Source organism: Hyphomicrobiales bacterium (assembly GCA_016125495.1).
In the GTDB taxonomy this organism is placed as follows: domain Bacteria; phylum Pseudomonadota; class Alphaproteobacteria; order Rhizobiales; family RI-29; genus RI-29.
Genome location: WGLQ01000035.1, coordinates 13,755 through 36,696 on the forward strand (window position 1 = coordinate 13,755; position 22,942 = coordinate 36,696).

Sequence of the window (22,942 nt, forward strand, 5' to 3'; positions counted from 1 at the left end):
CACGCTGACCAGGCTGTTCGGCTGGATCATGCTCGGCGTCACGTTCGCATTCGTCGTCAATGTCTATCTCAGCTATTGGCGCGGCTGGCCCGGGGCCGGCCCCGCGATCGGCCTTTCGGGGAACGGCGGCGCGCCCGATGCCCTGCTCTCCGGCATTCAAGCAGCCGTCTACATGGCAGCCGTCGGCCTCGGCATCCTCGCCGTCGTCATGCGCGGTGACGTCGGCCTCAGGGCGGACAGCAAGGTCATCTCCGACTTCAACGCCTATCTCATTCGCGCCTGCTTCTGGGCGGTTCTGCTGGTCGGCGTCGTCGACGGGGTGATCTCGTTCCTCCGGATCGAAGGGCTGCTCGAAGGCGTCGTCGGTAAAGATCTCGCCGGAGCGCTGGGACGATCGAATTTCCGCGGGCCCTACGTGCACATGCCGCTAGTCGGTATCTCGTTCGTCATCGCCCTCTTCACGCGCACACTCGGGTTCACCTGGCTGGCGCTGCTCGTGGTCGCGGCCGAACTGCTCATCGTCATCGCCCGCTTCGTGTTCTCCTACGAACAGGCACTGATGAGCGATCTCGTACGCTTCTGGTATGCGGCGCTGTTCCTGTTCGCGAGCGCCTACACGCTGATCGAGGAGGGGCACGTTCGGGTCGACGTCGCCTATGCCGGGCTCAGCGCTCGAATGAAGGGTTGGTTCAACGCGACGGGGACCCTCCTGTTCGGTCTGCCGTTCTGCTGGACGATCCTCCTGCTCGGGGCCGGTAGCAAGCAGTCGGTGATCGTCAGCCCGATGGTGACCTACGAGGTCACGCAGGCGGGCTTCGGTCTCTACATCAAGTATTTCATGGCCGGGTTCCTCGGCGTCTTCGCAGTGACGATGCTGATCCAGTTCGTCAGCTATCTGTTCGATGCCGTCGCCGACGTCCGCGAGGAGCCGGGCGGCCGCAACCACGATTCCCACAACGTCCAGTGAACCGGTAAGCCCACGCCATGGAACTGCTCTTTCTCGCGCTCCTGATCGGCATCATGGCGTATGCGCTCGGCTCGGGCTATCCGGTGGCCTTCGCGCTGCCCGGCGCGGCCATCGTCACGATCGTCATCGCGGCGGGGGCCGGCTATTTCTTCGCCGGCAACCCGGACGCCTATTTCGTCCACGGGGGGCCCAGCCAGTGGCTCAGTGCCGGGGTGACGAACTTCCGCGGCATCTACTGGGAACCTGAACGCGATACGCTGATCGCCATTCCCCTCTTCGTGTTCATGGGGATCATGCTTCAGCGCTCGAAGATCGCCGAGGATCTCCTCGTGACGATGGCGCAGCTTTTCGGGCCCATTCCGGGCGGGCTCGGCATATCGGTCGTCTTCGTCGGCGCACTGCTCGCTGCAACGACCGGGATCGTCGGGGCGACCGTCGTCGCAATGGGCCTCATCTCGCTGCCGGCGATGCTGCGCAACAAGTACTCCGTACCGCTCGCCACCGGCACGATCGCGGCCTCCGGCACGCTCGGGCAGATCATCCCGCCCTCGATCGTGCTCATCATCCTCGCCGACCAGCTGGCGAGCGCGGTCGATCAAGCGGGCGTCACGCGAGCGGCGCTCTACAAAGCCAATACCGGCCAGATCTCGATGCCGTCCGACTTCGCGATCACCTCGACGAGCGCCGGCGAAATGTTCCTCGGTGCGCTCGTGCCGGGCGTTCTGCTGGTCGGCCTCTACATGCTTTTCATCCTCGGGTTGGCGATCGCCAAGCCGTCGGTGGCGCCGGCCGTCCATCGGGAAGGTGCCTTCGACCGGGCCTTCGCGGTGCGTGTTTTCGCTACTCTCGTGCCACCGCTCGCGCTCATCATCCTGGTTCTCGGCTCGATCATCGGCGGCATCGCGACGGTCAATCAGGCCGGTGCCATCGGCGCGGTCGGTGCGATGATCATGGCGGGATACCGCTTGCGCGAGGGCGAGCGTGGGGCCTACCGACCGGCGATCCTCGCCATCATCGCGTTGCTTGCGATCGCGGTCGTCCTCAGCTTCCATGCGGTCAACGTGAAGCGGATCGAAACGTCCGAGGACGTAACGGCGCTGATCGTCGCGGCGATTGCCGTTTCGCTGCTGGTCATCTCGATTTTCTGGAGCGGTTGGCGCACCTTGAAGATCGAGGACACGCTGCGCGGCGTCATGGTCGAAACGGCAAAGACCACCTCGCTCGTCTTCATCATCCTCATCGGCGCGGCGATGCTGACGGCGGCCTTCCGGGCATTCGGCGGCGAGGACATCGTGCGCGAGTTCCTGCAGGGGCTGCCGGGCGGCTTCTGGAGCCAGTTCATCACCGTCATGGCGGTGATTTTCGTTCTCGGGTTCTTCCTCGATTTCATCGAGATCGCGGTGGTCGTCGTGCCGATCGTCGCACCGATCCTGCTTGCCGATCCCGGTGCGAACATCACGGCGGTCTGGCTCGGGGTCATGATCGGGCTCAACATCCAGACCTCGTTCCTGACGCCACCCTTCGGCTTTGCGCTCTTTTATCTGCGTGGCGTCGCGCCGGCGTCGGTGAAAACGCTCTCGATCTACAAAGGCGTCGTCGCGTTCATCGGCCTGCAACTGCTCGCACTCGTCATCGTCGGATACAATCCCTGGCTCGTGAACTACCTGCCGAACCGCTCGTCGCTGCTCTCGGAAACCGCGCCGCCGCCGAAGAACCCGCGGCTCCAGTACTGCATGGAGGAATATGTCGCGGATCGCCTCGAGCGGGACGGTGCAGGTATCGTCCGGGCGATCGAGCAGGCACGCGCGCTCGATGTGTCGGCACTTCCGCAGGACCTTCGCAAGAAGTTCGCCACTGCGACGACGGAGGCCGCAAAGGCCATCCCGGCAATGGAGGCGATCAAGGAAGCGAACCTTCGGATCACCGAATTCTCGGCCGGGTATCGACCGCTGCACATCGAAGTTCGCGCCATCGAGCGCGACATCGGGCGGGCGGAAGCCAAGCTCAAGCGACTGCGGACCATCGTCTCACAGTCGGGTGATGGACGCGCCTACACGGCGGCCCGCGGAGAGCTGGCGCGCCAGGAGATCGAGGAGATCGAGGGCGAGATCGCCGCTCTCAAGGCGCGCATTCCGGATCGCTGGCAAGCGCAGCGAGCCGAATTCACGACCTTGCAGAAGGCCGAATTCGCCGCGCGTCAGGGTTATCGCAGGATCGTCGATGGTGCCTACGATCCGCTTGTCGAAGTGCTGGCCGCGGTCCGCTCGACCTCGCAGCTCGAGGCGGTTGCAGCGGACGTGCGCGGGCTGCAGGGTGAACTGGAGAGCCTTTCGACCGCAGAGTTCGAAGCGCGGGTGACGGCCGTGCGCGACGCGGTCGGCCAGGTGGCCGGCGCCGGCGACATCCGCAGCGCCGTGAACAAGGCCAGGAGCGCCATGCGTGGCGCCGGCGCCGATCCCGCCAAGGCGCGCCCCAATCTCGTCAGCGCGGTTCAGCTTCTCGATCAGGGCCTCGAATGGCGGCGACGCGCGGTCGCCGAGGTGTTGCCCGGGCTCGAGAGTTTCGATGCCGCGATCCGCGACACCATCGGGCTCAGGGGCCAGCCCCGGCTGCCGCACGAGCAGGCCGCGTATGTGGCGGCATGCAGCTCGCATCACCGCGATCTGACGCTGAATTTCTGACGCGACACGCTTCGGCGAACCGAACCAACCGACGGCCGCCGCGTGGCGGCCGGCCGGGCTCTTGCTTGCGCAGGCGCGGGCACGTGGGCAATGGCGGCTTTTCTAGTCGACATTGGCTCGGGTCGGCATCCATCCGTGTGGATCACGCGATCGCGTACGGGCGATCTGTCGGAGGGGACTAGCCGTATGGCCTAAAGTATGTCAGCATTGTTGACCTATCAATTCCCGTGCTGATCGGCTCCAGCTCACGAGGGGTGGTATCATGGCCAAGACAGGGTCCAGCCTCGGCGACAAGTTCGATCTCGCTGAAGAGCGCGTGCTGCTGACAGGCTCGCAAGCCATCGTCAGGCTCGTTCTGATGCAGCGTGCGCGCGACGTGGCACGTGGCCACAACACGGGCGGCTACGTCAGCGGCTATCGCGGCTCGCCGATCGCCGGGCTCGAGGCCCAATTCCAACGGGCCGGCAAGCTGATCGCGGACAGTCAGGTCGTTTTCCATCCCGGTCTCAACGAGGACCTGGCGGCCACGGCGATCTGGGGCACACAGCAGGCCGAGTTGCGCGGCGAGGGTAAATACGACGGTGTCTTTGCCGTCTGGTACGGCAAGGGGCCGGGCGTCGACCGCTCCGGCGATGTCTTTCGCCATGCCAATCATGCGGGCACGTCGCCACTCGGCGGTGTCATCGCGCTCATGGGCGACGACCACACCTGCGAGTCCTCGACCTCGGCGCACCAGAGCGAATTCGCATTCGTCGATGCCATGATGCCGGTGCTCAACCCCGCGGGTGTCCAGGAGCTGCTCGACTATGGCGTGCACGGGTTTGCCCTGTCGCGCTATGCCGGCGTCTGGGTCGGTATCAAATGCGTCAAGGACAACATCGAATCGACGACCGTGGTCGACGGGCGGGCGGAGCGTGTCGCGGTCGTCCTGCCCGATGATCTGGCGATGCCACCGGGAGGCCTCAACATTCGGCTCGGCGACACGGCGCTCGCCAAGGAGGCGCGGCTGCACGATCACAAGCGTGGAGCGGTGCTCGCCTATGCCCGGGCGAACCGTCTCGACCGCGTCGTCATGGGCGGTGGCAGCGCGCCGCGCATCGGGATCATCTCCACGGGCAAAAGCTTCCTCGATACCGTCGAGGCGCTCGATCTCCTCGGCGTCGATGAAGCGGGCGCCGCCGCACTCGGCATCCGCCTCTACAAGGTCGCCATGAGCTGGCCGCTCGAGCCCGAAGGTCTCGCGGCCTTCGCCGAGGGGCTCGATCTCGTCATCGTCGTGGAGGAAAAACGCTCGCTCATCGAGACCCAGGTGAAGGAGCAGCTCTACAACCGTCCTTCCCGGCCGACCGTGCTCGGCAAGCGCAAGGAGAACGGCCGCGACTGGCTGTTCCCCGCCAAGGGTGCGCTGGAGCCGCTCGAGGTCGCCATCGCCATCGGCGAGCGGATCGTCGAGCGAACCGGCGACAGCGCCGTCGGCGATGCACTCGCCGGCCTCAAGCGGGCCCGCGGCAACGCACCCAAGGGCGGGGAAGTGGCGAGCCGCATTCCCTATTTCTGCGCCGGCTGCCCGCACAATTCCTCCACACGCGTGCCCGAGGGAGCGAGGGCGTACGCGGGCATCGGTTGCCATTATATGGTGCAGTGGATGGACCGCAGCACCGAGGGCTTCACGCATATGGGTGGGGAGGGCGCGAACTGGATCGGCGAGGCCGCTTTCTCCAAGCGATCGCACGTCTATCAGAACCTCGGCGACGGCACCTATACGCACTCGGGCTCGCTGGCTATCCGCGCCGCGGTCGCCGCTGGCGTGAACATCACTTATAAAATCCTCTACAACGATGCCGTGGCGATGACCGGTGGCCAGGCGCTCGACGGAGGAATAACGGTCGGTGACATCGCCCGCCAGGTGGCGGGGGAAGGCGTGCGGCGCGTTGCCGTCGTATCGGACGACCCGGACCGGACGGCTGCCACGGGAGCGCTGCCAGCGGGAATCGCCGTGCACCACCGCAAGGACCTCGACGAGGTGCAGGAGGGGCTCGCCAGGGAGATGGGCGTCACGGTGCTCATCTACGATCAGACCTGCGCGGCGGAAAAGAGACGCAGGCGCAAGCGCGGGCTCTATCCCGATCCGCCGAAGCGCGTGTTCATCAATTCCGAGGTCTGCGAGGGCTGTGGCGACTGCGGAAAGAAATCGAACTGCGTCGCGGTGGTGCCGCTCGAGACCGAACTCGGCCGCAAGCGCCAGATCGACCAGTCGGCCTGCAACAAGGATTTTTCGTGCCTCGAGGGGTTCTGTCCGAGCTTCGTGACGGTGCACGGGGGGAGCCTGCGCAAGGTGCGCGCGAGCGGTGGCGGCGGGCTCGCGAACGGACTGATCGAGGCAATGCGCGCGTTGCCGGAACCGGCCCGATCCGCGATCGGGCACGACCGCAACGTCTCGATCGTGATCACGGGCGTCGGTGGCACTGGCGTGGTGACGATCTCGGCTGTTCTCGGCCAGGCGGCGTTCCTCGATGGAAAAGGCTTCGGCTCGATCGACATGACGGGTCTCGCGCAGAAGGGAGGGGCCGTTGCCTGCCACGTCAGGATCGCGCCGCGCGCGGAGGATATCCATGCGATCCGCGCCGGGCTCGGCGGAGCCGACGTGGTACTCGGTTGTGATCTCGTCGTGACGGCTTCGGAAAAGGTGCTCGAGACCGTGGCGCACAACCGGACGGCACTCGTTCTCAACACACACGAGATGACGACGGGGGATTTCACCCGAAACGCCGATCTCGAGTTGCCGGTGGCGCGCATCCGTCGCGCCATCGCCGATCAGATCGGGCAGGGTGCGACGTTCGCGTTCGATGCGCATCGCCATGCCGTTGCTCTCTTCGGGGATTCCATCGCATCGAACATGATGATGCTTGGCTATGCCTATCAGAAGGGGCTCATCCCCGTTTCCGAGGGCGCGCTGCTCGAGGCGATCCGGCTCAACGGGGCCGCGGTGCAGCTCAACAGAGATGCCTTCGCCGTCGGCCGGCTGCTGGCGCACGAGCCCGCGCGCGTCGAGGCGCTGAGCGCAGCCGGTCGACAGGGCGCGGACGACGAACACGCCGAGCAGGCGACCCCGTCCCATGAAGAGGTGGTGCGCCGGCTCGCGGCCCGGCTCGCCGACTACCAGGACGCCGCCTATGCGCGGCGCTTCGAGGAGCGGATCGCCGCGATCGCCCGGGTCGAGGAGCGCGTTTCTCCGGGTTCGCGGCGGCTCGCCACGGCGGCGGCCAAGGGACTGCACAAGCTGATGGCAGTCAAGGACGAGTACGAGGTCGCGCGGCTCTATACCAACGGCTCCTTCAAGCGGGCACTCGAGGCCCAGTTCGACGGCGATTATCGGATTTCATTCCATCTCGCGCCGCCGCTCCTCGCCCGCCGCAATCCGGTGACGGGAGTGCCCGAGAAGCAGGCGTTCGGCGCATGGATGGGCGTGTTGTTTCACCTCATCGCGCCGCTCAAGGGGCTTCGCGGCGGCTGGCTCGATCCATTCGGGTACACGGGCGAACGGCGGATGGAACGCGCGCTCATCGGCGAATACGAGGGGCTGCTTGCCACGATCGAGCGGGAGCTCGATCCCGCAAACCTCGATCAGGCCGTGGCGCTGGCGGAGAGCGCGCTCGCCATCCGTGGTTTCGGGCACGTCAAGCACGCCGCGGTCGAGGAGGTCCGGCGGATGCAGGGGCGGCTCCTCGAGCAGATGCGCAGCCGGGCGCCCGCTGGCGGAGAGCCCGCAGGGGCGAAAACGGAACGCGCGGGACGGTCACAGCGCGGTAGTGCCCACGCGGCTTAGCGAGTCCGGTTGGCAGCCTCGACCGTTGGCTGGTTGCGTGGTCGTGCGCGACGGCAACACGCTGGCGAGCAGCAATACGCCACTGTTTTCTACTATTGCGCGCAAATTGTGGTCTGATACACTCGCATTGGTTGAAATACGAGACCGATGCGGGGCGGGATGATGATGGGCCGACGAGCGGCAGGGTCGGGGGTCGGGTCGGAACTCCTCAAGAGGCGCAGTGCGCTTTCGTTCGAGCGGGCGATGGCCCCCAAGGTCGGAACGGTGGTTCTGCTGTTTGCCGACGACTGCGATGCGGCTTTGGTTTCGGCGCTCGTCAACATGACGTTCGGCTACGAGACGAAGCTCCTCAGGCGACGTACCCTGGGGGAATCGTTCGATATTCTCCTGACGCAACCGTCCGACCTCATCATCCTCGGTGAAATGTTGCCGCCGAACGTCAACGCCACGAATTCCCTCAGGATGCTCGCGCCGGCGCTCGGCATGGCGCCGGTCCTGGTGGTATCGGCGCACGGCGATCTCGGTTCCATCAGCCAGCGAATGGCGGCCGGGGCGGCGGCCGTCATCAGCCGCGACAATCTGGCAGGCGCGGACTTCGCCGAGGCGGTTTCGCGGTGCCTGCGGCCGCGGGTGCCACTCGCGGCGGAATAGCGCGCACGGGCTGGCCATATCCGATCACGGCGCGGAATAATCCCGTTCGTCGGCGATTACCTTGCCGTCGTTCGGCAGGGAGCCCGGAGAGGCGATCTCCACCCTTCCGGCGAGCTTGGTGACATCGCGCAACGTCGCCGCCAATTGCGCGGCAAGGTCGGCGGGCGTGCCGGTGGCCGCCTCGGCGCGGAGGGTCATGGTGTCCTGCTCGTTCGCCCGGGTGACGACGAGGCGAAGGCGCCCGAGCCCGGCGTGGCGTCGCGCGATATCGGCGATCTGGGAGGGGTGCACGAACATGCCCTTGATCTTCGTCGTCTGGTCGGCGCGGCCCATCCAGCCTTTGATGCGAACATTGGTGCGCCCGCATGGGCTCGGCTCCGGGATGATCGCCGAGAGATCACCGGTCGCAAGTCGGATCATCGGGTAATCGGGATTGAATGTGGTCACGACCACCTCGCCGACCTCGCCGTCCGCCACCGGATCGCCGGTGCCGGGGCGCACGATCTCGAGAATCACACCTTCGTTGACGATCATGCCATGCACGAGTTCGCCCTCGTGGCGCGTCTCGTACGCGACGACGCCGAGTTCAGCGGTCGCGTAACATTGCAGGCAGGTGATGCCGCGTGCCGCATAGGCTTCGCGAAGGGAAGGGAAAAGGGCGCCACCCGAGACCATCGCCTTGCGCAGCGATGAGGTGTTGGTGCTCGCGGCGGCCCCCTTTTCGAGGAGTATATTGAGGAAGTCCGGCACGCCGACATAGGCCGTCGGGCGCAGGTGTGCGATCGCGGCGAGCTGCTGCTCGGTGTTGCCGGGACCGGCGGCGATGACGGTACAGCCGAGGGCGCGCGCGCCACCGTCCATGATCCACCCGCCGGGAGTCAAATGATAGGCGAAGGTGTTGAGGACGATATCGTCGGCGCCGAGACCGGCGGCATGGAGGGCACGGGCGGCGCGCCACCAGTCCGTGCCGGCGCCTTCGGGCTCGTAGATCGGACCAGGAGAGGAAAAGATCCGGGTGGCGCGACCGGTCGAAAAGCCGCCGAACGGGGGGGTTGCCTGTTGATGGGCGGCGAGGTCGGACTTGCGCAGTACGGGAAGGCGGGCAAGGGCGGAACGGGATGCGATCTCGCGCGGCTCCGCGCCTGCGAGGTGCCGGGCCCAGCCGGGGGCCTGCCGCACGGCCTTGGCGATCAGATCGCCAAGGAGGGAGAACTGTGAGGCCTCGCGCGTCTGCGGCGATCTCGTCTCTAGGGAATCGTAATGGACGGCTGGCGGCATGCTCTGGCGCCCTTCCATGTTGTGGGTGGCGGGCTAGGCGAGCCAGCGCTTGCGCCGCTTGTAGTGCTTGACGTTCTTGAAGGAGCGGCGATCACCCCCCGAGACGCCGAGATAGAACTCCTTGACGTCCTCGTTCGTCGAGAGGTCGGCTGCCGTGCCATCCATCACGACGCGGCCATTCTCGAGGATGTAGCCGTAGGTCGCATACCGCAACGCGATATTGGTGTTCTGCTCGGCGAGGAGCACGCTCACGCCCTGCTCCTGATTGAGGCGGCGGGTGATCTCGAAGATTTCCTCCACGAGCTGCGGGGCAAGGCCCATCGAAGGCTCGTCGAGCAGCACCATCTTCGGCTTGGAAAGGAGGGCGCGGCCGATCGCGCACATCTGCTGCTCGCCGCCGGAGGTGTAGCCCGCCTGGCTCGAGCGGCGCTCCTTGAGGCGCGGAAAATAGGTGTAGACCATCTCGAGGTCGCGCCGGATTGCCCGTCCACCGTCGCGGCGCGTGTAGGCGCCGGTGAGAAGATTTTCCTCGATGGTGAGGTGGCCGAAGCAATGGCGCCCCTCCATCACCTGGATGCAGCCGCGCCGCACGAGGTCATTGGGTGTCAGATCCTGGACCTGGGCGCCGTCGAAGACGATCGAGCCCTTGGTGACCTCGCCGCGTTCGGCGGAAAGGAGATTGGAGATCGCCTTCAGCGTGGTGGTCTTGCCGGCCCCGTTGGCGCCGAGGAGCGCAACGATGCCGCCGCGCGGCACTTCGAGTGAGACGCCCTTGAGGACGAGAATGACGTGGTCGTAGATGACCTCGATGTTGCTCACCGAGAGGATCACGTCGCCGGCCGGGCCGGTCTGTCCCGTGGTGGATTTGTTCTCGGCCATCGGTCTCGGTTCCTTGCGATCACGGGGCGGTCGCGCTGCTCGGCCCGGGGCGGGTTCGGGCGGCCGGGGAATCGGGGCGAATCCCTTCATGGATGCGGGACGCCACCGGGGGCGGCGTCCCGCGAGAGCGTGGCCTACTGGCAGGTGCGGGGCGTGATGCCGTTCTCCTTGGCGAACGCTTCGGCGTCCTCGTCGATGAGGGGCTGAATCACGTCCATGTCAGGGGAAATGTAATCGCTGACGCGGTTCCACTTCGTGCCGTCCCACTGCTGGACCGCGACGAGGCGGGGCCCCTCGTGGTTGTCGCAGGTGATCTTGACGGGGATCGTGAAGCCTTCGAGGCCGAGTTCCTTGAGACGCGCCTCGTTCACGTCGAGCGCCTCGAAGCCGTCACGCACCTGGGCGGCCGTCGGAGCCTTGGTGTTGTGCATGGCCATGGCCGTGCGGATCGCCTCGGCGGCCCACATGGCGGCAACGAGGCCGCGATTGTAGAGCACCTCACCGACGCGGTCCTTGAAGGCCGGATCGGCCGCCTTGCCGGCGTCGTAGACGTGCTTGATGATGTCACGATGCACCGGGAAGTCGGCGCCCGCGGCGTGGAAGGTGCCGGAGAGGTAACCCTTGGCGTCGTCGCCAGCCGGCTTGACGTCGTTCTCGGAGCCCGACCACCAGACGCCGATGAACTTGTCCATCGGGAAGCGGATGGAGGCGGCTTCCTTGATGGCGACCTGGTTCATGACGCCCCAGCCCCACATCAGCACCCAGTCCGGCTGCTCGCGACGGATCTGCAGCCAGGTCGCTTTCTGCTCCTGACCCGGATGGTCGACCGCGAGGGCGCGGAACTCGAAACCGTGCTTGGCGGCCAGTGCCTCCAGCGTGCGGATCGGCTCCTTACCGTAGGCGGAGTTGTGATAGACGAGGTAGATCTTCTGGCCCTTCAGCTTGTCCATGCCGCCGAGACGGTTGTCGCCGATGTATTTGACGAGCGCGGAGGCCTGGCTCCAGTAGGTCGCCGGGAAGTTGAAGACCCACTCGAAAACCTTGCCGTTGGCGGCCGAAGTGCGGCCGTAGCCCATCGAATGGATCGGGATGCGGTCGACGGAGGCCTTGGGGATCAGCTGGTAGGTGATGCCGGTCGAGAGCGGCTGATAGAGCAGCGCGCCCGAACCTTCGGTCTTGGTCTTCTCGTAGCACTCGACGCCCTGGGTGGTGTTGTAGGCCGTCTCGCACGGAACGACCTGGACGCGCTGGCCGTTGATGCCGCCGTCGCGCTCGTTGAGGAGAGTGAAATAATCGGTCCAGCCGTTTGCAAAGGGAATGCCGTTGGGGGCGTAGGGACCGGTGCGGTAATCCATGGACGGCACCACGAGATCGGCCGAAGCCGGTAGTGCCAATCCGCCCGCGAGCAGGATCGCCGCGAACGCACCGCCGAGGCGGGCAAGTCTTCGTGTCATCGTTTCCTCCCTTGTTGTGACCCGCGCGAACGAGCGAGCGGATCGGAACACGAACTCGAACTCCTGGTCGGCGAGTGTGGCCGAAGTCAGTGCGGGAACGGCCACAAACGCAACTTCTCCCTCGTGATCTGCCAAAGGCGTGCGAGGCCGTGCGGCTCGACGATCAGGAAGAATATGATGAGCACGCCCATGAGCATGATCTCGAGGTGCTTGGCAAAGACGGCCGAAAAGCCGAAGGCATCGACCATCGTGTTCTTCAAGAGGATGGGCAAGAGCACCATGAACGCCGCGCCGAGGAACGAGCCGAGCACCGAGCCGAGCCCTCCGATGATGACCATGAATAGAACGAGGAAGGAGCGGTCGATGCCAAAGGCCTCTCCCGCCTCTGCTGCCCCGAGCCAGACGGCGAACATCAGCGCGCCTGCGACGCCGATGTAGAACGAGGAGATCGCGAAGGCCGTGAGCTTGGCGACGAGCGGGCGGATGCCGATGAGTTCGGCGGCGATGTCCATGTCGCGGATCGCCATCCACGAGCGCCCGATGTGGCCACGAACGATGTTGAGCGCGACGATGGTGAGCACGGTGACGATGGAGAGCACCGTCAGGTACTCGGTGCGCGGATCGGCGGAAGGCCCGGTCAGGGCGAAGCCGAACACCTCGCGCGGGGGTACCGTGATCTGCCCGGTCGGGCTGTAATTGTAGAACCAGCCGACCTTGTTGAAGAGCCAGATGAGGAAGAACTGCGCGGCGAGCGTTGCGACAGCGAGATAGAAGCCCTTGATGCGCAGACTGGGCAGGCCGAAGAGCACGCCGACGGCAGCGGTGATGGCGCCGGAAGCCAAGAAAACGAGGATGGGATCGAGGCCCGGAAAGCTCGTCATGAGCTTATAGGAAGAATAGGCGCCGACCGCGAGGAAGGCGCCGGTGCCGAGCGAGAGCTGGCCGCAATAGCCGGTCAGGATGTTGAGCCCGAGGGCGGCGAGCGCGTAGATGAGGAACGGCAGGAAAATCGCGTTCGCCCAGTAGTCGTTTATGGCGAAAGGCACGACGAGGAAGGCGAATGCGAGGATCGCATACACCATCCAGCGATCTTGAGGGATCGTAAACAGCGCCTGATCGGCGGCATAACTGGTCTTGAACTGCCCGACCTCGCGATAGAACATCCGACCCCCCTAAATCCGCTCGATGATCTTGTCGCCGAACAGGCCCTGCGGCCGGAACAGCAGGAAGGCCAGCGCCAGCATGTAGGCGAACCAGTTCTCGATGGCACCGCCGACGAAGGGGCCGGCGTAGATTTCGGCGACCTTCTCGCCGACGCCGATGATGAGGCCGCCGACAATGGCGCCGGGAATGGAGGTGAACCCGCCGAGGATCAGCACCGGCAAAGCCTTGAGGGCGATCAAAGACAGCGAGAACTGGATGCCCGATTTCGCGCCCCACATGATGCCCGCGACCAGCGCCACGATGCCGGCGACCGACCAGACGATGACCCAGATGGTCTGCAGCGAAATGCCGACCGAGAGCGCGGCCTGATGGTCGTCGGCGACCGCGCGCAGCGCGCGCCCGATGCGCGTCTTGTTGAAAAAGACGGCGAGTACGGCGACGAGGACGGCGGCGACGGCTGCGGCGACCAGTTCGAGGTTCTCGACGTAGAGATTGTAATTGTCGAGCAGGTAGTCGTTGGCGCCCTGCGGCAGGCCGATGTCGAGCACCTTGACGTCCGAGCCCCAGATGATGTCGCCGGTGCCCTCGAGCACGTAAGCGAGGCCGAGCGTCGCCATGAAGAGGATGATGTGCGGCTGGTTCACGAGGTGGCGCAGGACGAGGCGCTCGATCAGCCACGCGATGGCGATCATGACGAGGATGGTCGCCGGAATCGCGGCCCAGACCGGCAGGGCATAGGCTGGATTGTTGGTGTGGACGAACGGGATGGTGCCATCGAGGAGTCCGACGAGGGTGAGGCCGGCAAAGAGTGCCATCACGCCCTGCGCGAAGTTGAAGATGCCGGAGGCTTTGAAGATGAGCACGAAGCCCAGGGCAACGAGCGCATAGAGCACGCCCGCGGTCAGCCCCGAAATCAAAGTCTCCAAAAAGAACAGCATCACTCGCCCTCGAACTCATTGCGCTCGGCCGCTCGGGCACGCTCGTGCCGCGGTCGAGCCCGCACTCAGTGGGCCACGCCCAGGTAGGCGGCGATCACCGCCTCGTTCGCCTGCACGTCGGCCGGGGTGCCGTCGGCGATCAACTCCCCGTGGTCGAGCACCACGACCCGGTCCGACAGGTCCATGACCACGCCCATGTCGTGCTCGATCAGCGCGATCGTGGTGCCGAACTGCTGGTTCACGTCGATGACGAAACGCGACATGTCCTCCTTCTCCTCGAGGTTCATGCCGGCCATCGGTTCATCGAGCAGCAACAACTCCGGCTCCATGGCCAGGGCCCGGCCGAGTTCGACCCGCTTCTGCAAGCCGTAGGGCAAGCGGCCGACCGGCGTGCGGCGGATGTGCTGAATCTCGAGGAAATCGATGACGCGCTCGACCGCCTCGCGGTGACGCAGTTCCTCGTTGCGTGCGGGACCATAATGGAGGGCCTGCCAGAAGACGCCGCGCTTCATCTTGAGGGTTCGGCCCGTCATGATGTTGTCGAGCGTCGACATACCCTTGAAGAGGGCGACGTTCTGGAAGGTGCGGGCAATGCCTTGGGAGGCGGCGATGTGGGGGCGCATCTGGCGGCGCGCCGTGCCCTTGTAGGTGATCGTGCCCTGCTGGGGATGGTAAAAGCCGTTGATGACGTTGAGCATCGATGTCTTGCCCGCGCCATTGGGGCCGATGATCGCCCTGATCTCGCCTTTCAAGATGTCGAAGCTGACGTTCTGGATGGCGCGCACGCCGCCGAATGCCAGCGAGACGTCGGAAACCGAGAGCAGGACCTGCCGCGCGTCTTCGCCGCCCGCGGCGTCGGACCGCATCGCTCCGGAGGTGGGCTCGAGGTCGAGTTTGTTCACTCGGCGGCCTCCTTCATGATGGACGCAGGCGGGTGCGTCTGCATGTCGACGATGTGCACGTCGCCTTCGATGACGCCGCGGCGGCCGTCCTCGAAGGTGACCTCGGTGCGGATCCGGCAGCGCGGTGAGCCGTCGTAAAGGGCCTCGACGAGCGGCGCGTAGCGGTCGGCGATGAAGCTGCGGCGGACCTTCTGGGTGCGCGTCAATTCACCGTCGTCGGCGTCCAGCTCCTTGTGGAGGATGAGGAAACGACGGATCTGCGATCCGGCGACGTTGGGCTCGCCGGCGAGGGAGCGGTTCACCGCGTCGACGTTCTCCTCGATCATGCGATAAACATCGGGATGGGCCGCGAGTTCCTGGTAGCTGGCATAGGAGACGTTGTTGCGCTCGGCCCAGTTGCCGACGGCGACGAGATCGATGTTCAGCATCGCCGCGCAGTAGTCGCGGCCATCACCGAATGCCACCGCCTCCTTGATGTTGGGATAGAATTTCAGCTTGTTCTCGATGTATTTCGGAGCGAAGAGCGAGCCGTCGCGCAGGCGCCCCACATCCTTGGCGCGGTCGATGATCTTCAAGTGGCCGTGCTCGTCGAAGAAGCCGGCGTCACCGGAATGGACCCAGCCGTCGGTCGTCTTGGTCGATGCCGTCGATTCGGGGTTCTTGTAATACTCCTTGAATCCGCCGGGGGAGCGAAACAGCACCTCGCCCGTCTCGGCGATGCGGACCTCGACGTCCGGAGCAGGGACCCCGACGGTGTCCGCGAAAATTTCTCCGTCCGGCTGCATGGTGATGTAGACGGAGGCTTCCGTCTGGCCATAGAGCTGCTTCAGGTTGATGCCGAGGGAGCGATAGAAGCGGAAAATCTCCGGGCCAATGGCCTCGCCGGCGGTGTAGGCGACCTTGACGCGGCTGAAGCCCATGCGATTGCGCAACGGGCCATAGACCAGGACCTCGCCGAGGCCGTAGAGCAGCCGGTCGATGAAGCCGACGCTGCGGCGGTCGAGGATGTCGCCGCCGACGCGGCGGGCGAGACCGAGGAAATAGTTGAACATCGCGCGCTTGGCCGGGCCGGCATCTTCCATGCGCACCAGCACCTGCGTCAGCAGATTCTCGAAGACGCGGGGAGGGGCGAAGAAATAGGTCGGGCCGATCTCGCGGCGGTCCTCGACGATGGTCTGCGGGCTCTCGGGGCAGTTCACGCAGAAGCCGGCCTCATAGGCCTGAGCGAGAGAGAAGATGTGGTCGCCGACCCAGGCCATCGGCAGGTAGGCGATGACCTCCTCGGTTTCGTCGAGCTTGTCGAAGTGGTTGCCGTTGCGGGCCGAGACGACGATGCTCTCCTGGGTCAACACGACGCCTTTCGGCTTGCCGGTGGTGCCGGAGGTGTAGAGCATAACGGCGGTCGCCGAGCCGGGAGTGGTGGCGATGCGCTCGAGCCAGCGCTGCTCGAGTCCGGCGTCAGCGGCGGCGGCGTCGCGACCGAGGCGCTGGACCTCGGTGAAGGCGTGCAGATTGTCGTGATCGTAGTCCTTGAGGCCGCGCGTCTCGTCGTAAACGACCTTCTGGAGCGTGCCGATTTCGCCGGAGATCGAGAGGACCTTGTCGACCTGCTCCTGGTTCTCGACAACGGCGATGCGTACGCCCGCGTGCTGAAGGACGTAGAGCATCTCCTCGGCGACGCTGTCCTGATAAACCGGGACCGGAATCGCACCGAGGCTCTGGGCGGCGACAAACGTCCAATAGAGGCGGGGCCGGTTGTCGCCGACGATGGCGACGGCGTCACCTTCGCGAAGGCCGAGGGCCTCGAGACCGAGTGCGAACTCGCGGACCTCACGAAGCACTTCCGCCCAGGTCCAAGTCTGCCAAATCCCGAGATCTTTTTCGCGCACGGCCGGGCGCCTGCCGAAGGTCGCGGCATTGCGTACCAGCAGCTTGGGAATGGTATCGAGATTGCTGTCCGAGGCGGCCGATCTCGCGCCCACGGGTGGCTCCCTTCCGATCACGACGCTCCTCCCCAGGAGCAGGGCTTCATCGCGCATCGCGCACCGGCGGCTGGACCGCTCTTGACGTCGCGAGCCGGGCACCGCTGGTCGCTTGCGACCCGTGGTGCCTCGTGAGCAAAATTCCACGAAACCCCGGCGCCGACAATAGGACCATTGACAGACGGGGCGCCGATTCGATGTTATGATCTGGGGAACTGTATCGAAGCGCCGGCCGGCGTTCGGCCGTTTCGACGAATTTCGGCGCTTTTCCAGTCGGTTGACTTTTTTTCGATGCTGGGCGGTGGGCGCTCACACCCTGGGCGCCGAGCGCTTGCGCGAAGTCAGCTGCCGTAGTTCGCCAAGGCCTCGACATCCAGAACGGCGATGCCGCCACGACCGACCTCGAGCAGGCCGGCCTCCTCCAGTTCCTGCAGCGCGCGGTTCGTGACAGGGCGCGAGACGCCGGCGAGGAGGCCGAGTTCCTCTTGCGTGATTTCGAGGCAAGAGCCGGCATTGGGATAGAGGACGGGGTTGAAGAGCCAGGCGAGGTTGCGGGCGACGCGGGCCACCGGATCATGAATTCGGTCGTGCTCGATGGTCGCGATGAACTGGCCCATGCGCTCGTTGAGCTGGGTGACGAGGTAGCGGTTGAAGCCGACGCTGTGTTCATAGAGCCAGTCGAAGGTGGCTTCGCCCATCATTGCCAGCTCGGTCTCGCGCAGGGCGACGAGGTCGTACTTGCGCGCCTCCTTCTTGAGGACGGTGCCCTCGCCGAACCAGCCACCCGGGGCGACGCCGGCAAAGGTCATTGCTTTGCCGGAGGCCGAGATCGCACTGATCTTGACGAGGCCGGTGACGACGCCGGTCCAGTATTCCAGCCGGTCGCCGCGGTGACAGATGTAGTGTCCGGCCGGAAAGCGACGCAGGACGATACCCCGGCGAGCGCGCTCGGCTTCGTCTGGTTTCAGCATCCGCGCCCAGAACGCGATCCGGTCCAGTTCTTCTCGCCCGATCATGGCTCCCTGCCCGTCCGGTGCGTCATCACGACCCGGTTGCCCCTCCCGCCGGGGCCGCGTATCACCAACTCCAGCGGCCGCTCCAACCTACCCGGAGCGCGCCCCATCGAGGCAGCATGTACGGGCGGAACGAGCCATGGCGGAAGAACTCTATCACTTTATCGGCGGAAAGCGCGTCAAAGGCACGTCCGGGCGGTTCGCGAACGTCTATTGGCCGATGACCGGCGAGGTTGCCGGCCGTGTGCCGCTGGCATCAAAGGCGGAAGTGCGCGCCGCCGTCGAGAACGCGCGCGCCGCGCAACCCAAGTGGGCCGCCGAGAACCCGCAGAAGCGCGCCCGTGTCCTGATGAAGTTCATCCAGCTCGTCGCTCGTGAGAACGACAGCCTCGCGGAACTGCTCGCGCGCGAGCACGGCAAGACCATCCCGGATGCCAAGGGCGACATTCAGCGCGGCGTCGAGGTGTGCGAATTCGCGATCGGCATCCCGCACCTGCTTAAGGGCGAGTTCACGGAATCGGCCGGGCCCGGCATCGACATGTATTCCATGCGCCAGCCGCTCGGGGTGGTGGCCGGCATCACGCCATTCAACTTCCCGGCGATGATCCCGATGTGGAAGTTCGCGCCGGCGATCGCCTGCGGCAATGCCTTCATCCTCAAACCGTCGGAGCGTGACCCGGGAGTGCCGCTGCGGCTCGCCGAGCTGATGCTGGAGGCGGGGCTGCCGGAGGGTATCCTCAACGTCGTCAACGGTGACAAGGAGTCGGTCGACGCCATCCTCGACGATCCGGACATCAAGGCGATCGGTTTCGTCGGCTCGTCGGCCATCGCCGAGTACATCTATTCGCGCGGCTGCGCGGCCGGCAAACGTGTGCAAGCCTTTGCCGGCGCCAAGAACCACATGATCATCATGCCGGATGCCGATATGGACCAGACGGTCGATGCGTTGATCGGCGCGGGCTATGGGTCGGCCGGCGAGCGCTGCATGGCGATTTCCGTGGCTGTGCCGGTTGGCGAGCGCACGGCGGACATGCTGGTCGAGCGGCTGATCCCGCGTGTCGAGGCGCTCAAGATCGGTCCGTCCACCGATCCGACCGCCGATTTCGGTCCAGTCGTGACGGCCGAGGCGCTGGCGCGCATCAAGAATTATGTCGACATCGGCATCAAGGAAGGCGCCGAACTCAAGGTCGATGGCCGCGACTTCAAGCTGCAGGGCTACGAGAACGGCTTCTACATGGGCGGCTGCCTCTTCGACCGCGTGACCAAGGACATGCGGATCTACAAGGAGGAGATCTTCGGTCCAGTGCTCTCAGTGGTGCGCGCCAAGGATTACGAGGAGGGGCTCGCGCTCGCGACCGACCACGAATACGGCAATGGCGTCGCCATCTTCACGCGCGACGGCGACGCGGCCCGCGACTTCGCCAGCCGGGTCCAGGTCGGCATGGTCGGCATCAACGTGCCGATCCCGGTGCCGCTCGCCTACCACACCTTCGGCGGCTGGAAGCGCTCGGGCTTCGGTGACCTCAATCAACATGGTCCCGACTCGATCCGCTTCTATACCAAGACCAAGACCGTCACCTCGCGCTGGCCATCGGGGGTCAAGGAAGGGGCCGAGTTCGTCATCCCGACCATGGGGTGACGGCTGGGACGGTGACCGCTACCGTCCCTTGCGTTCGTGTGCGGATTGTTGAACTTTGGCGGTACTCCGGGTCACGTCGGGCGCCGGCCATGGCGGGTCACCGTCAGAAGAAATCGTGAGGCCGGCCGGGCAATTCCCGGTCGCACAACAGGGAGGAATTCATGAAGAGACTTCTGATCGCGGGCGCCGCGCTGCTGGCCATGGTGGCGCCGGCCGCCGCGGACACGCTCGCGGACATCATCGCAAAGGGCAAGCTCGTTGCCGGCGTCAAGACCGACTACGCTCCCTGGGGCATGCGTGATGCCCAGGGCAACATCGTCGGTCTCGAGATCGACATGCTGCAGGACTTCGTCAAGCGGATCGGAGCCTCTGCCGGCAAGACGATCGAACTCGAGCTGGTGCCGGTCGTCGCTTCCAACCGGATGCAGTTCCTCGAGCAGGGCAAAATCGACGTGATGATCGCGACGATGTCCGACACGGCCGAGCGCCGCAAGGTCGTCGGCATCCTGCAGCCGAACTATTACTCCTCGGGCGTCGCCGTTTTCGCCCACAAGGACAGCGGCATCTCGAGCTGGGAATCTGTCGCGGGCAAGAAGATCTGCGGCATCCAGGGTGCCTGGTACAACAAGGATCACGGCGAAAGGAACGGCGCGGAAATCGTCGCTTTCAAGGGCGTGCCGGAGGTCGAGGCCGCTCTGCTCGACGGGCGCTGCGTCGGCTGGCTCTATGACGACAGCGCGTTCATTCCGCGCAAGGTGAACGATCCGGCCAAGTGGGCCGACTATGCGATCGCAACGCCCGTGGTCGCCGATGCTCCCTGGGGTGCGGCGGTACGTCTCGCGGATCTCGACGCCCCGCTCGGCAAGGCACTCTCGGACGCCATCATCGACTGGCACAAGAGCGGAACCATCGTCGCGCTGGAGAAGAAGTGGAACATCCCGGCGACGCGCTGGGTTGCCGACATGGCGGCCAAGTGCCAGGCCGGCGACAAGGTCTGCGACGGCGTGCGTGACTGATCGAGCGTGCCTCGGGCAATGATACGGCGCCGGACCCGCAGTTGGTCCGGCGCACTTTTCACCACCGCGTGCCGGCGATCTCTCAAGGCCGATGAATCTCGGGGGACGGTAATTGGAGGGAGTGCTCGAGCCCGTCTCGGAGTGGTTCCGCTGGCTCTATGAGGCCTATGGGATCAAGCTCACGATTTTCTACGACGAAATCGATCGCAAGCGCTTCTTCAGGGGCGTCTGGACGACCATCCATCTTTCGTTCGTGTGCATTGCGCTCAGCGTCCTGATCGGGCTCGTGGGCGCCTGGCTGCAGGGCTCCCCGTACGTTTGGGTGCGCCGTATCGTTCAGGGCTACATCCAGTTCTTTCGCAACACGCCACCACTGGTTCAGCTCTACTTCTTCTATTTCGCGGTCGACTCGGCGATCTCGGGGCTGCTCGGAATCCGTGGCGGCATGCTTTCGAGCTACGGCTGGGCGGTCTTTTCCCTCTCCTTTTTCGCCGGTGCCTTCAACGTGGAAATCTTCCGCGCCGGTATCGAGGCGGTCCCGAAGGCGACGACGGAGGCAGCCGAGGCGCTCGGTTTCACGCGCCTGCAGGTCTACCGTGAGGTGACGCTGCCTCTCGCCTACCGGGTCTGCCTGCCGGCGCTCAACAACAACCTCATCAATCTCCTCAAGACGACGACGGTCGCCTATGCCATCGCGGTGCCAGAGACGCTCTACATCTCCAACCAGATCTGGTCCGACGAATTCAACGTCACGGAGATGATGAACGTCGTCTGGATCGTCTATATTCTTCTCGTCGGGTTGCTGGTCTGGCTGATGCACCGCTGGGAGAAGGCGATCAAGGTGCCGGGGTTCGGGAGATGATCCGATGAAGAGATCCGGGCCACCGCCCCTCGCCGGCGCGACGACCGATCTGCCCGTGATGCACGAGTTCCGTCCCGGCGGGACATCGACGTGGGGCGCTGGCGACTGGGCGGCAACGGCGACGGACCGGCGGATCGGCCTCGCTCTCGTCTTGCTGTTGGTCGGCTGGCTGATGATCGACACGGCCTACGCTCAGCTCCAGGCGGATCCGAACCAGACCGTGTTCCAGACCCTGGTCAAGTGGACGCCGCTGATGCTGTTCGGCCCGCCCGGACAGCTCGGCGGCTTCCTTCTCAACATCATCGTCAGCTTCGTCGCCATGGCGCTCGGCACGTTCATGGGCCTCTGGCTGGGGCTCGGGCAGATTTCGCCCAATACCTTCGTCAGGCGCTCGTCCTTTCTCGTCACGCAGCTCTTTCGCAACTCGCCGTGGCTGGTGCTGCTCTTCTACTTCATGCTGCTGCTGCCATTCCGCATCACCATCCTCGGGGAGACCTACGACATTCCCGGCTGGTGGAAGGCAACCTTTGCTCTTTCCCTCCCGATCATGGCGAATGTGTCGGAGATCGTGCGCGGTGCCATCGCCTCGATCCCGACGGGGCAGTGGGAATCGGCCGAGAGCCTCGCCTTCTCGCGCGGCCAGACGCTCTGGCAGATCATCCTGCCGCAGTGCATCAAGCGGATGATCCCGCCGTGGATGAACTGGTACTGCATCCTCACCATGTCGACGCCGCTCATTTCCATCCTCGGAGTGAGTGACGGCATGACGCTGACGCAGGATGCGCTGGCGGCCGAGGGGCGCAGCGAGTTCCTCATCCCGATGTACCTCTGGCTGATGAGCTGGTTCTTCATCTACAGTTATCCGATCGCGGCCTGGACTCGGGCGCTCGAGAGGAAATATGCGGTCAATCAATAGGGGCGCCCGATGAGCCAACGCGCGTGGACACCGGACCAGCCGATCATCTCCCTCAGGGACGTGCACAAATCGTTCGGCCCGGTGGAGGTTCTCAAGGGCATCACATTCGACGTGATGAAGGGCGAAGTGGTGTGCGTCATCGGGCCGTCCGGCTCGGGCAAGTCGACACTGATCCGCTGCATCAACGCGCTCAACGACATCCAGAAGGGCTCGATCAAGGTCGAGGGCCAGGAGGTCAATGATCCCAAGCTCGACAAGCTGGCGCTGCGCAAAAAGGTGGGAATGGTCTTCCAGCAATACAATCTCTTTCCCCACAAGACCGCGCTCGACAACATCATGATGGCGCCTATCAAGGTGCTGCGCCAGCCTCGGGCGGAGGTGGAGGTGCGGGCACGGGCGCTCATGCGCAAGGTGCGCCTCGAGGGCAAGGAGGACGCTTATCCGGGCGAGCTCTCGGGTGGCCAGCAGCAGCGTGTGGCGATCGCTCGTTCACTCGCAATGAACCCTGACGTCATGCTGTTCGACGAAGTGACGGCGGCGCTCGATCCCGAGACCGTCAAGGAGGTTCTCGTCACCATCAAGGAGCTGGCGGGCGAGGGGATGACGTGCATCCTGGTGACGCACGAGATGGGCTTTGCCCGCGAGATCGCGGACCACATCTACTTCACCGACCGTGGCGTCATCGTCGAGCACGGCCCGCCGGCGACATTCTTTTCCGAGGCCAAGGACCCGCGCACACGCGAGTTCCTCAGCCAGATCCTCTGACGGCGCGGG

General features: G+C 65.1%; 17 protein-coding genes. 9 read left to right on the forward strand and 8 right to left on the reverse strand.

What is annotated here, in order from left to right; genetic code table 11:
- The first annotated feature begins 28 nt into the window (after positions 1-28).
- The 4 genes from GC150_17750 to GC150_17765 all read left to right on the forward strand — a co-directional run bounded on the left by GC150_17750 (position 29) and on the right by GC150_17765 (position 8,125).
- Complete coding sequence (locus tag GC150_17750) at positions 29-967, forward strand: TRAP transporter small permease subunit (GenBank protein ID MBI1386751.1); 939 nt, start codon at positions 29-31, stop codon at positions 965-967.
- 17 nt (positions 968-984) lie between these two features.
- The gene (locus GC150_17755) at positions 985-3,648 is read left to right on the forward strand and encodes a TRAP transporter large permease subunit (GenBank protein ID MBI1386752.1); all 2,664 of its coding nucleotides are present in this window, start codon (positions 985-987) and stop codon (positions 3,646-3,648) included.
- A 262-nt stretch (positions 3,649-3,910) separates the two neighbouring features.
- Positions 3,911-7,474 (forward strand): indolepyruvate ferredoxin oxidoreductase family protein, encoded by a 3,564-nt coding sequence (locus GC150_17760; GenBank protein MBI1386753.1) that lies wholly within the window; start codon positions 3,911-3,913, stop codon positions 7,472-7,474.
- A gap of 243 nt (positions 7,475-7,717) precedes the next feature.
- Positions 7,718-8,125, forward strand: coding sequence for a hypothetical protein (locus GC150_17765; GenBank protein ID MBI1386754.1), 408 nt, complete (start codon positions 7,718-7,720; stop codon positions 8,123-8,125).
- Between the two features lie 24 nt (positions 8,126-8,149).
- Here the strand turns inward: GC150_17765 and GC150_17770 are convergent, their stop codons facing one another.
- From GC150_17770 to GC150_17805, 8 genes are all read right to left on the reverse strand, one after another.
- Complete coding sequence (locus tag GC150_17770) at positions 8,150-9,403, reverse strand: AMP-binding protein (protein MBI1386755.1); 1,254 nt, start codon at positions 9,401-9,403, stop codon at positions 8,150-8,152.
- A 33-nt stretch (positions 9,404-9,436) separates the two neighbouring features.
- Positions 9,437-10,282, reverse strand: a complete 846-nt coding sequence (locus GC150_17775; protein ID MBI1386756.1) for an ATP-binding cassette domain-containing protein — start codon at positions 10,280-10,282, stop codon at positions 9,437-9,439.
- A gap of 134 nt (positions 10,283-10,416) precedes the next feature.
- A complete protein-coding gene (locus GC150_17780) occupies positions 10,417-11,736 on the reverse strand; it encodes an ABC transporter substrate-binding protein (GenBank protein MBI1386757.1) in 1,320 nt (439 codons plus the stop codon).
- Between the two features lie 86 nt (positions 11,737-11,822).
- Entirely contained in the window at positions 11,823-12,899 is a 1,077-nt protein-coding gene (locus GC150_17785) for a branched-chain amino acid ABC transporter permease (protein ID MBI1386758.1), read from the reverse strand.
- A 9-nt stretch (positions 12,900-12,908) separates the two neighbouring features.
- Positions 12,909-13,838: a branched-chain amino acid ABC transporter permease gene (locus GC150_17790; GenBank protein ID MBI1386759.1), complete on the reverse strand. Its 930-nt coding sequence runs from the start codon at positions 13,836-13,838 to the stop codon at positions 12,909-12,911.
- A gap of 65 nt (positions 13,839-13,903) precedes the next feature.
- Positions 13,904-14,704 (reverse strand): ATP-binding cassette domain-containing protein, encoded by an 801-nt coding sequence (locus GC150_17795; protein ID MBI1386760.1) that lies wholly within the window; start codon positions 14,702-14,704, stop codon positions 13,904-13,906.
- A 32-nt stretch (positions 14,705-14,736) separates the two neighbouring features.
- The gene (locus GC150_17800) at positions 14,737-16,779 is read right to left on the reverse strand and encodes an AMP-binding protein (GenBank protein ID MBI1386761.1); all 2,043 of its coding nucleotides are present in this window, start codon (positions 16,777-16,779) and stop codon (positions 14,737-14,739) included.
- 284 nt (positions 16,780-17,063) lie between these two features.
- Positions 17,064-17,738 (reverse strand): cyclic nucleotide-binding domain-containing protein, encoded by a 675-nt coding sequence (locus GC150_17805; GenBank protein MBI1386762.1) that lies wholly within the window; start codon positions 17,736-17,738, stop codon positions 17,064-17,066.
- A gap of 136 nt (positions 17,739-17,874) precedes the next feature.
- Here GC150_17805 and mmsA point away from each other — a divergent pair, with 136 nt between their 5' ends.
- From mmsA to GC150_17830, 5 genes are all read left to right on the forward strand, one after another.
- Positions 17,875-19,374, forward strand: coding sequence for a CoA-acylating methylmalonate-semialdehyde dehydrogenase (mmsA, locus tag GC150_17810; protein MBI1386763.1), 1,500 nt, complete (start codon positions 17,875-17,877; stop codon positions 19,372-19,374).
- 161 nt (positions 19,375-19,535) lie between these two features.
- Positions 19,536-20,390, forward strand: a complete 855-nt coding sequence (locus GC150_17815; GenBank protein ID MBI1386764.1) for a transporter substrate-binding domain-containing protein — start codon at positions 19,536-19,538, stop codon at positions 20,388-20,390.
- A gap of 121 nt (positions 20,391-20,511) precedes the next feature.
- Positions 20,512-21,252, forward strand: a complete 741-nt coding sequence (locus GC150_17820; protein ID MBI1386765.1) for an ABC transporter permease subunit — start codon at positions 20,512-20,514, stop codon at positions 21,250-21,252.
- Positions 21,253-21,256: 4 nt separating this feature from the next.
- Positions 21,257-22,168, forward strand: coding sequence for an ABC transporter permease subunit (locus GC150_17825; GenBank protein ID MBI1386766.1), 912 nt, complete (start codon positions 21,257-21,259; stop codon positions 22,166-22,168).
- A 9-nt stretch (positions 22,169-22,177) separates the two neighbouring features.
- Complete coding sequence (locus GC150_17830) at positions 22,178-22,933, forward strand: ATP-binding cassette domain-containing protein (GenBank protein MBI1386767.1); 756 nt, start codon at positions 22,178-22,180, stop codon at positions 22,931-22,933.
- The last annotated feature ends 9 nt before the right edge of the window (positions 22,934-22,942 follow it).

What these genes read in the sequence shown, in the direction of transcription:
- GC150_17770 (MBI1386755.1), bottom strand. Translation starts at nt 9,403, where the DNA reads ATGCCGCCAGCCGTCCATTACGATTCCCTAGAGACGAGATCGCCGCAG.
- GC150_17785 (MBI1386758.1), bottom strand. Translation starts at nt 12,899, where the DNA reads ATGTTCTATCGCGAGGTCGGGCAGTTCAAGACCAGTTATGCCGCCGAT.
- GC150_17755 (MBI1386752.1), top strand. Translation starts at nt 985, where the DNA reads ATGGAACTGCTCTTTCTCGCGCTCCTGATCGGCATCATGGCGTATGCG.
- GC150_17775 (MBI1386756.1), bottom strand. Translation starts at nt 10,282, where the DNA reads ATGGCCGAGAACAAATCCACCACGGGACAGACCGGCCCGGCCGGCGAC.
- GC150_17750 (MBI1386751.1), top strand. Translation starts at nt 29, where the DNA reads ATGCTCGGCGTCACGTTCGCATTCGTCGTCAATGTCTATCTCAGCTAT.
- GC150_17765 (MBI1386754.1), top strand. Translation starts at nt 7,718, where the DNA reads ATGGCCCCCAAGGTCGGAACGGTGGTTCTGCTGTTTGCCGACGACTGC.
- GC150_17800 (MBI1386761.1), bottom strand. Translation starts at nt 16,779, where the DNA reads ATGCGCGATGAAGCCCTGCTCCTGGGGAGGAGCGTCGTGATCGGAAGG.
- GC150_17805 (MBI1386762.1), bottom strand. Translation starts at nt 17,738, where the DNA reads ATGATCGGGCGAGAAGAACTGGACCGGATCGCGTTCTGGGCGCGGATG.
- GC150_17760 (MBI1386753.1), top strand. Translation starts at nt 3,911, where the DNA reads ATGGCCAAGACAGGGTCCAGCCTCGGCGACAAGTTCGATCTCGCTGAA.
- GC150_17825 (MBI1386766.1), top strand. Translation starts at nt 21,257, where the DNA reads ATGAAGAGATCCGGGCCACCGCCCCTCGCCGGCGCGACGACCGATCTG.
- GC150_17830 (MBI1386767.1), top strand. Translation starts at nt 22,178, where the DNA reads ATGAGCCAACGCGCGTGGACACCGGACCAGCCGATCATCTCCCTCAGG.
- GC150_17790 (MBI1386759.1), bottom strand. Translation starts at nt 13,838, where the DNA reads ATGCTGTTCTTTTTGGAGACTTTGATTTCGGGGCTGACCGCGGGCGTG.
- GC150_17780 (MBI1386757.1), bottom strand. Translation starts at nt 11,736, where the DNA reads ATGACACGAAGACTTGCCCGCCTCGGCGGTGCGTTCGCGGCGATCCTG.
- GC150_17815 (MBI1386764.1), top strand. Translation starts at nt 19,536, where the DNA reads ATGAAGAGACTTCTGATCGCGGGCGCCGCGCTGCTGGCCATGGTGGCG.
- GC150_17795 (MBI1386760.1), bottom strand. Translation starts at nt 14,704, where the DNA reads ATGCGGTCCGACGCCGCGGGCGGCGAAGACGCGCGGCAGGTCCTGCTC.
- mmsA (MBI1386763.1), top strand. Translation starts at nt 17,875, where the DNA reads ATGGCGGAAGAACTCTATCACTTTATCGGCGGAAAGCGCGTCAAAGGC.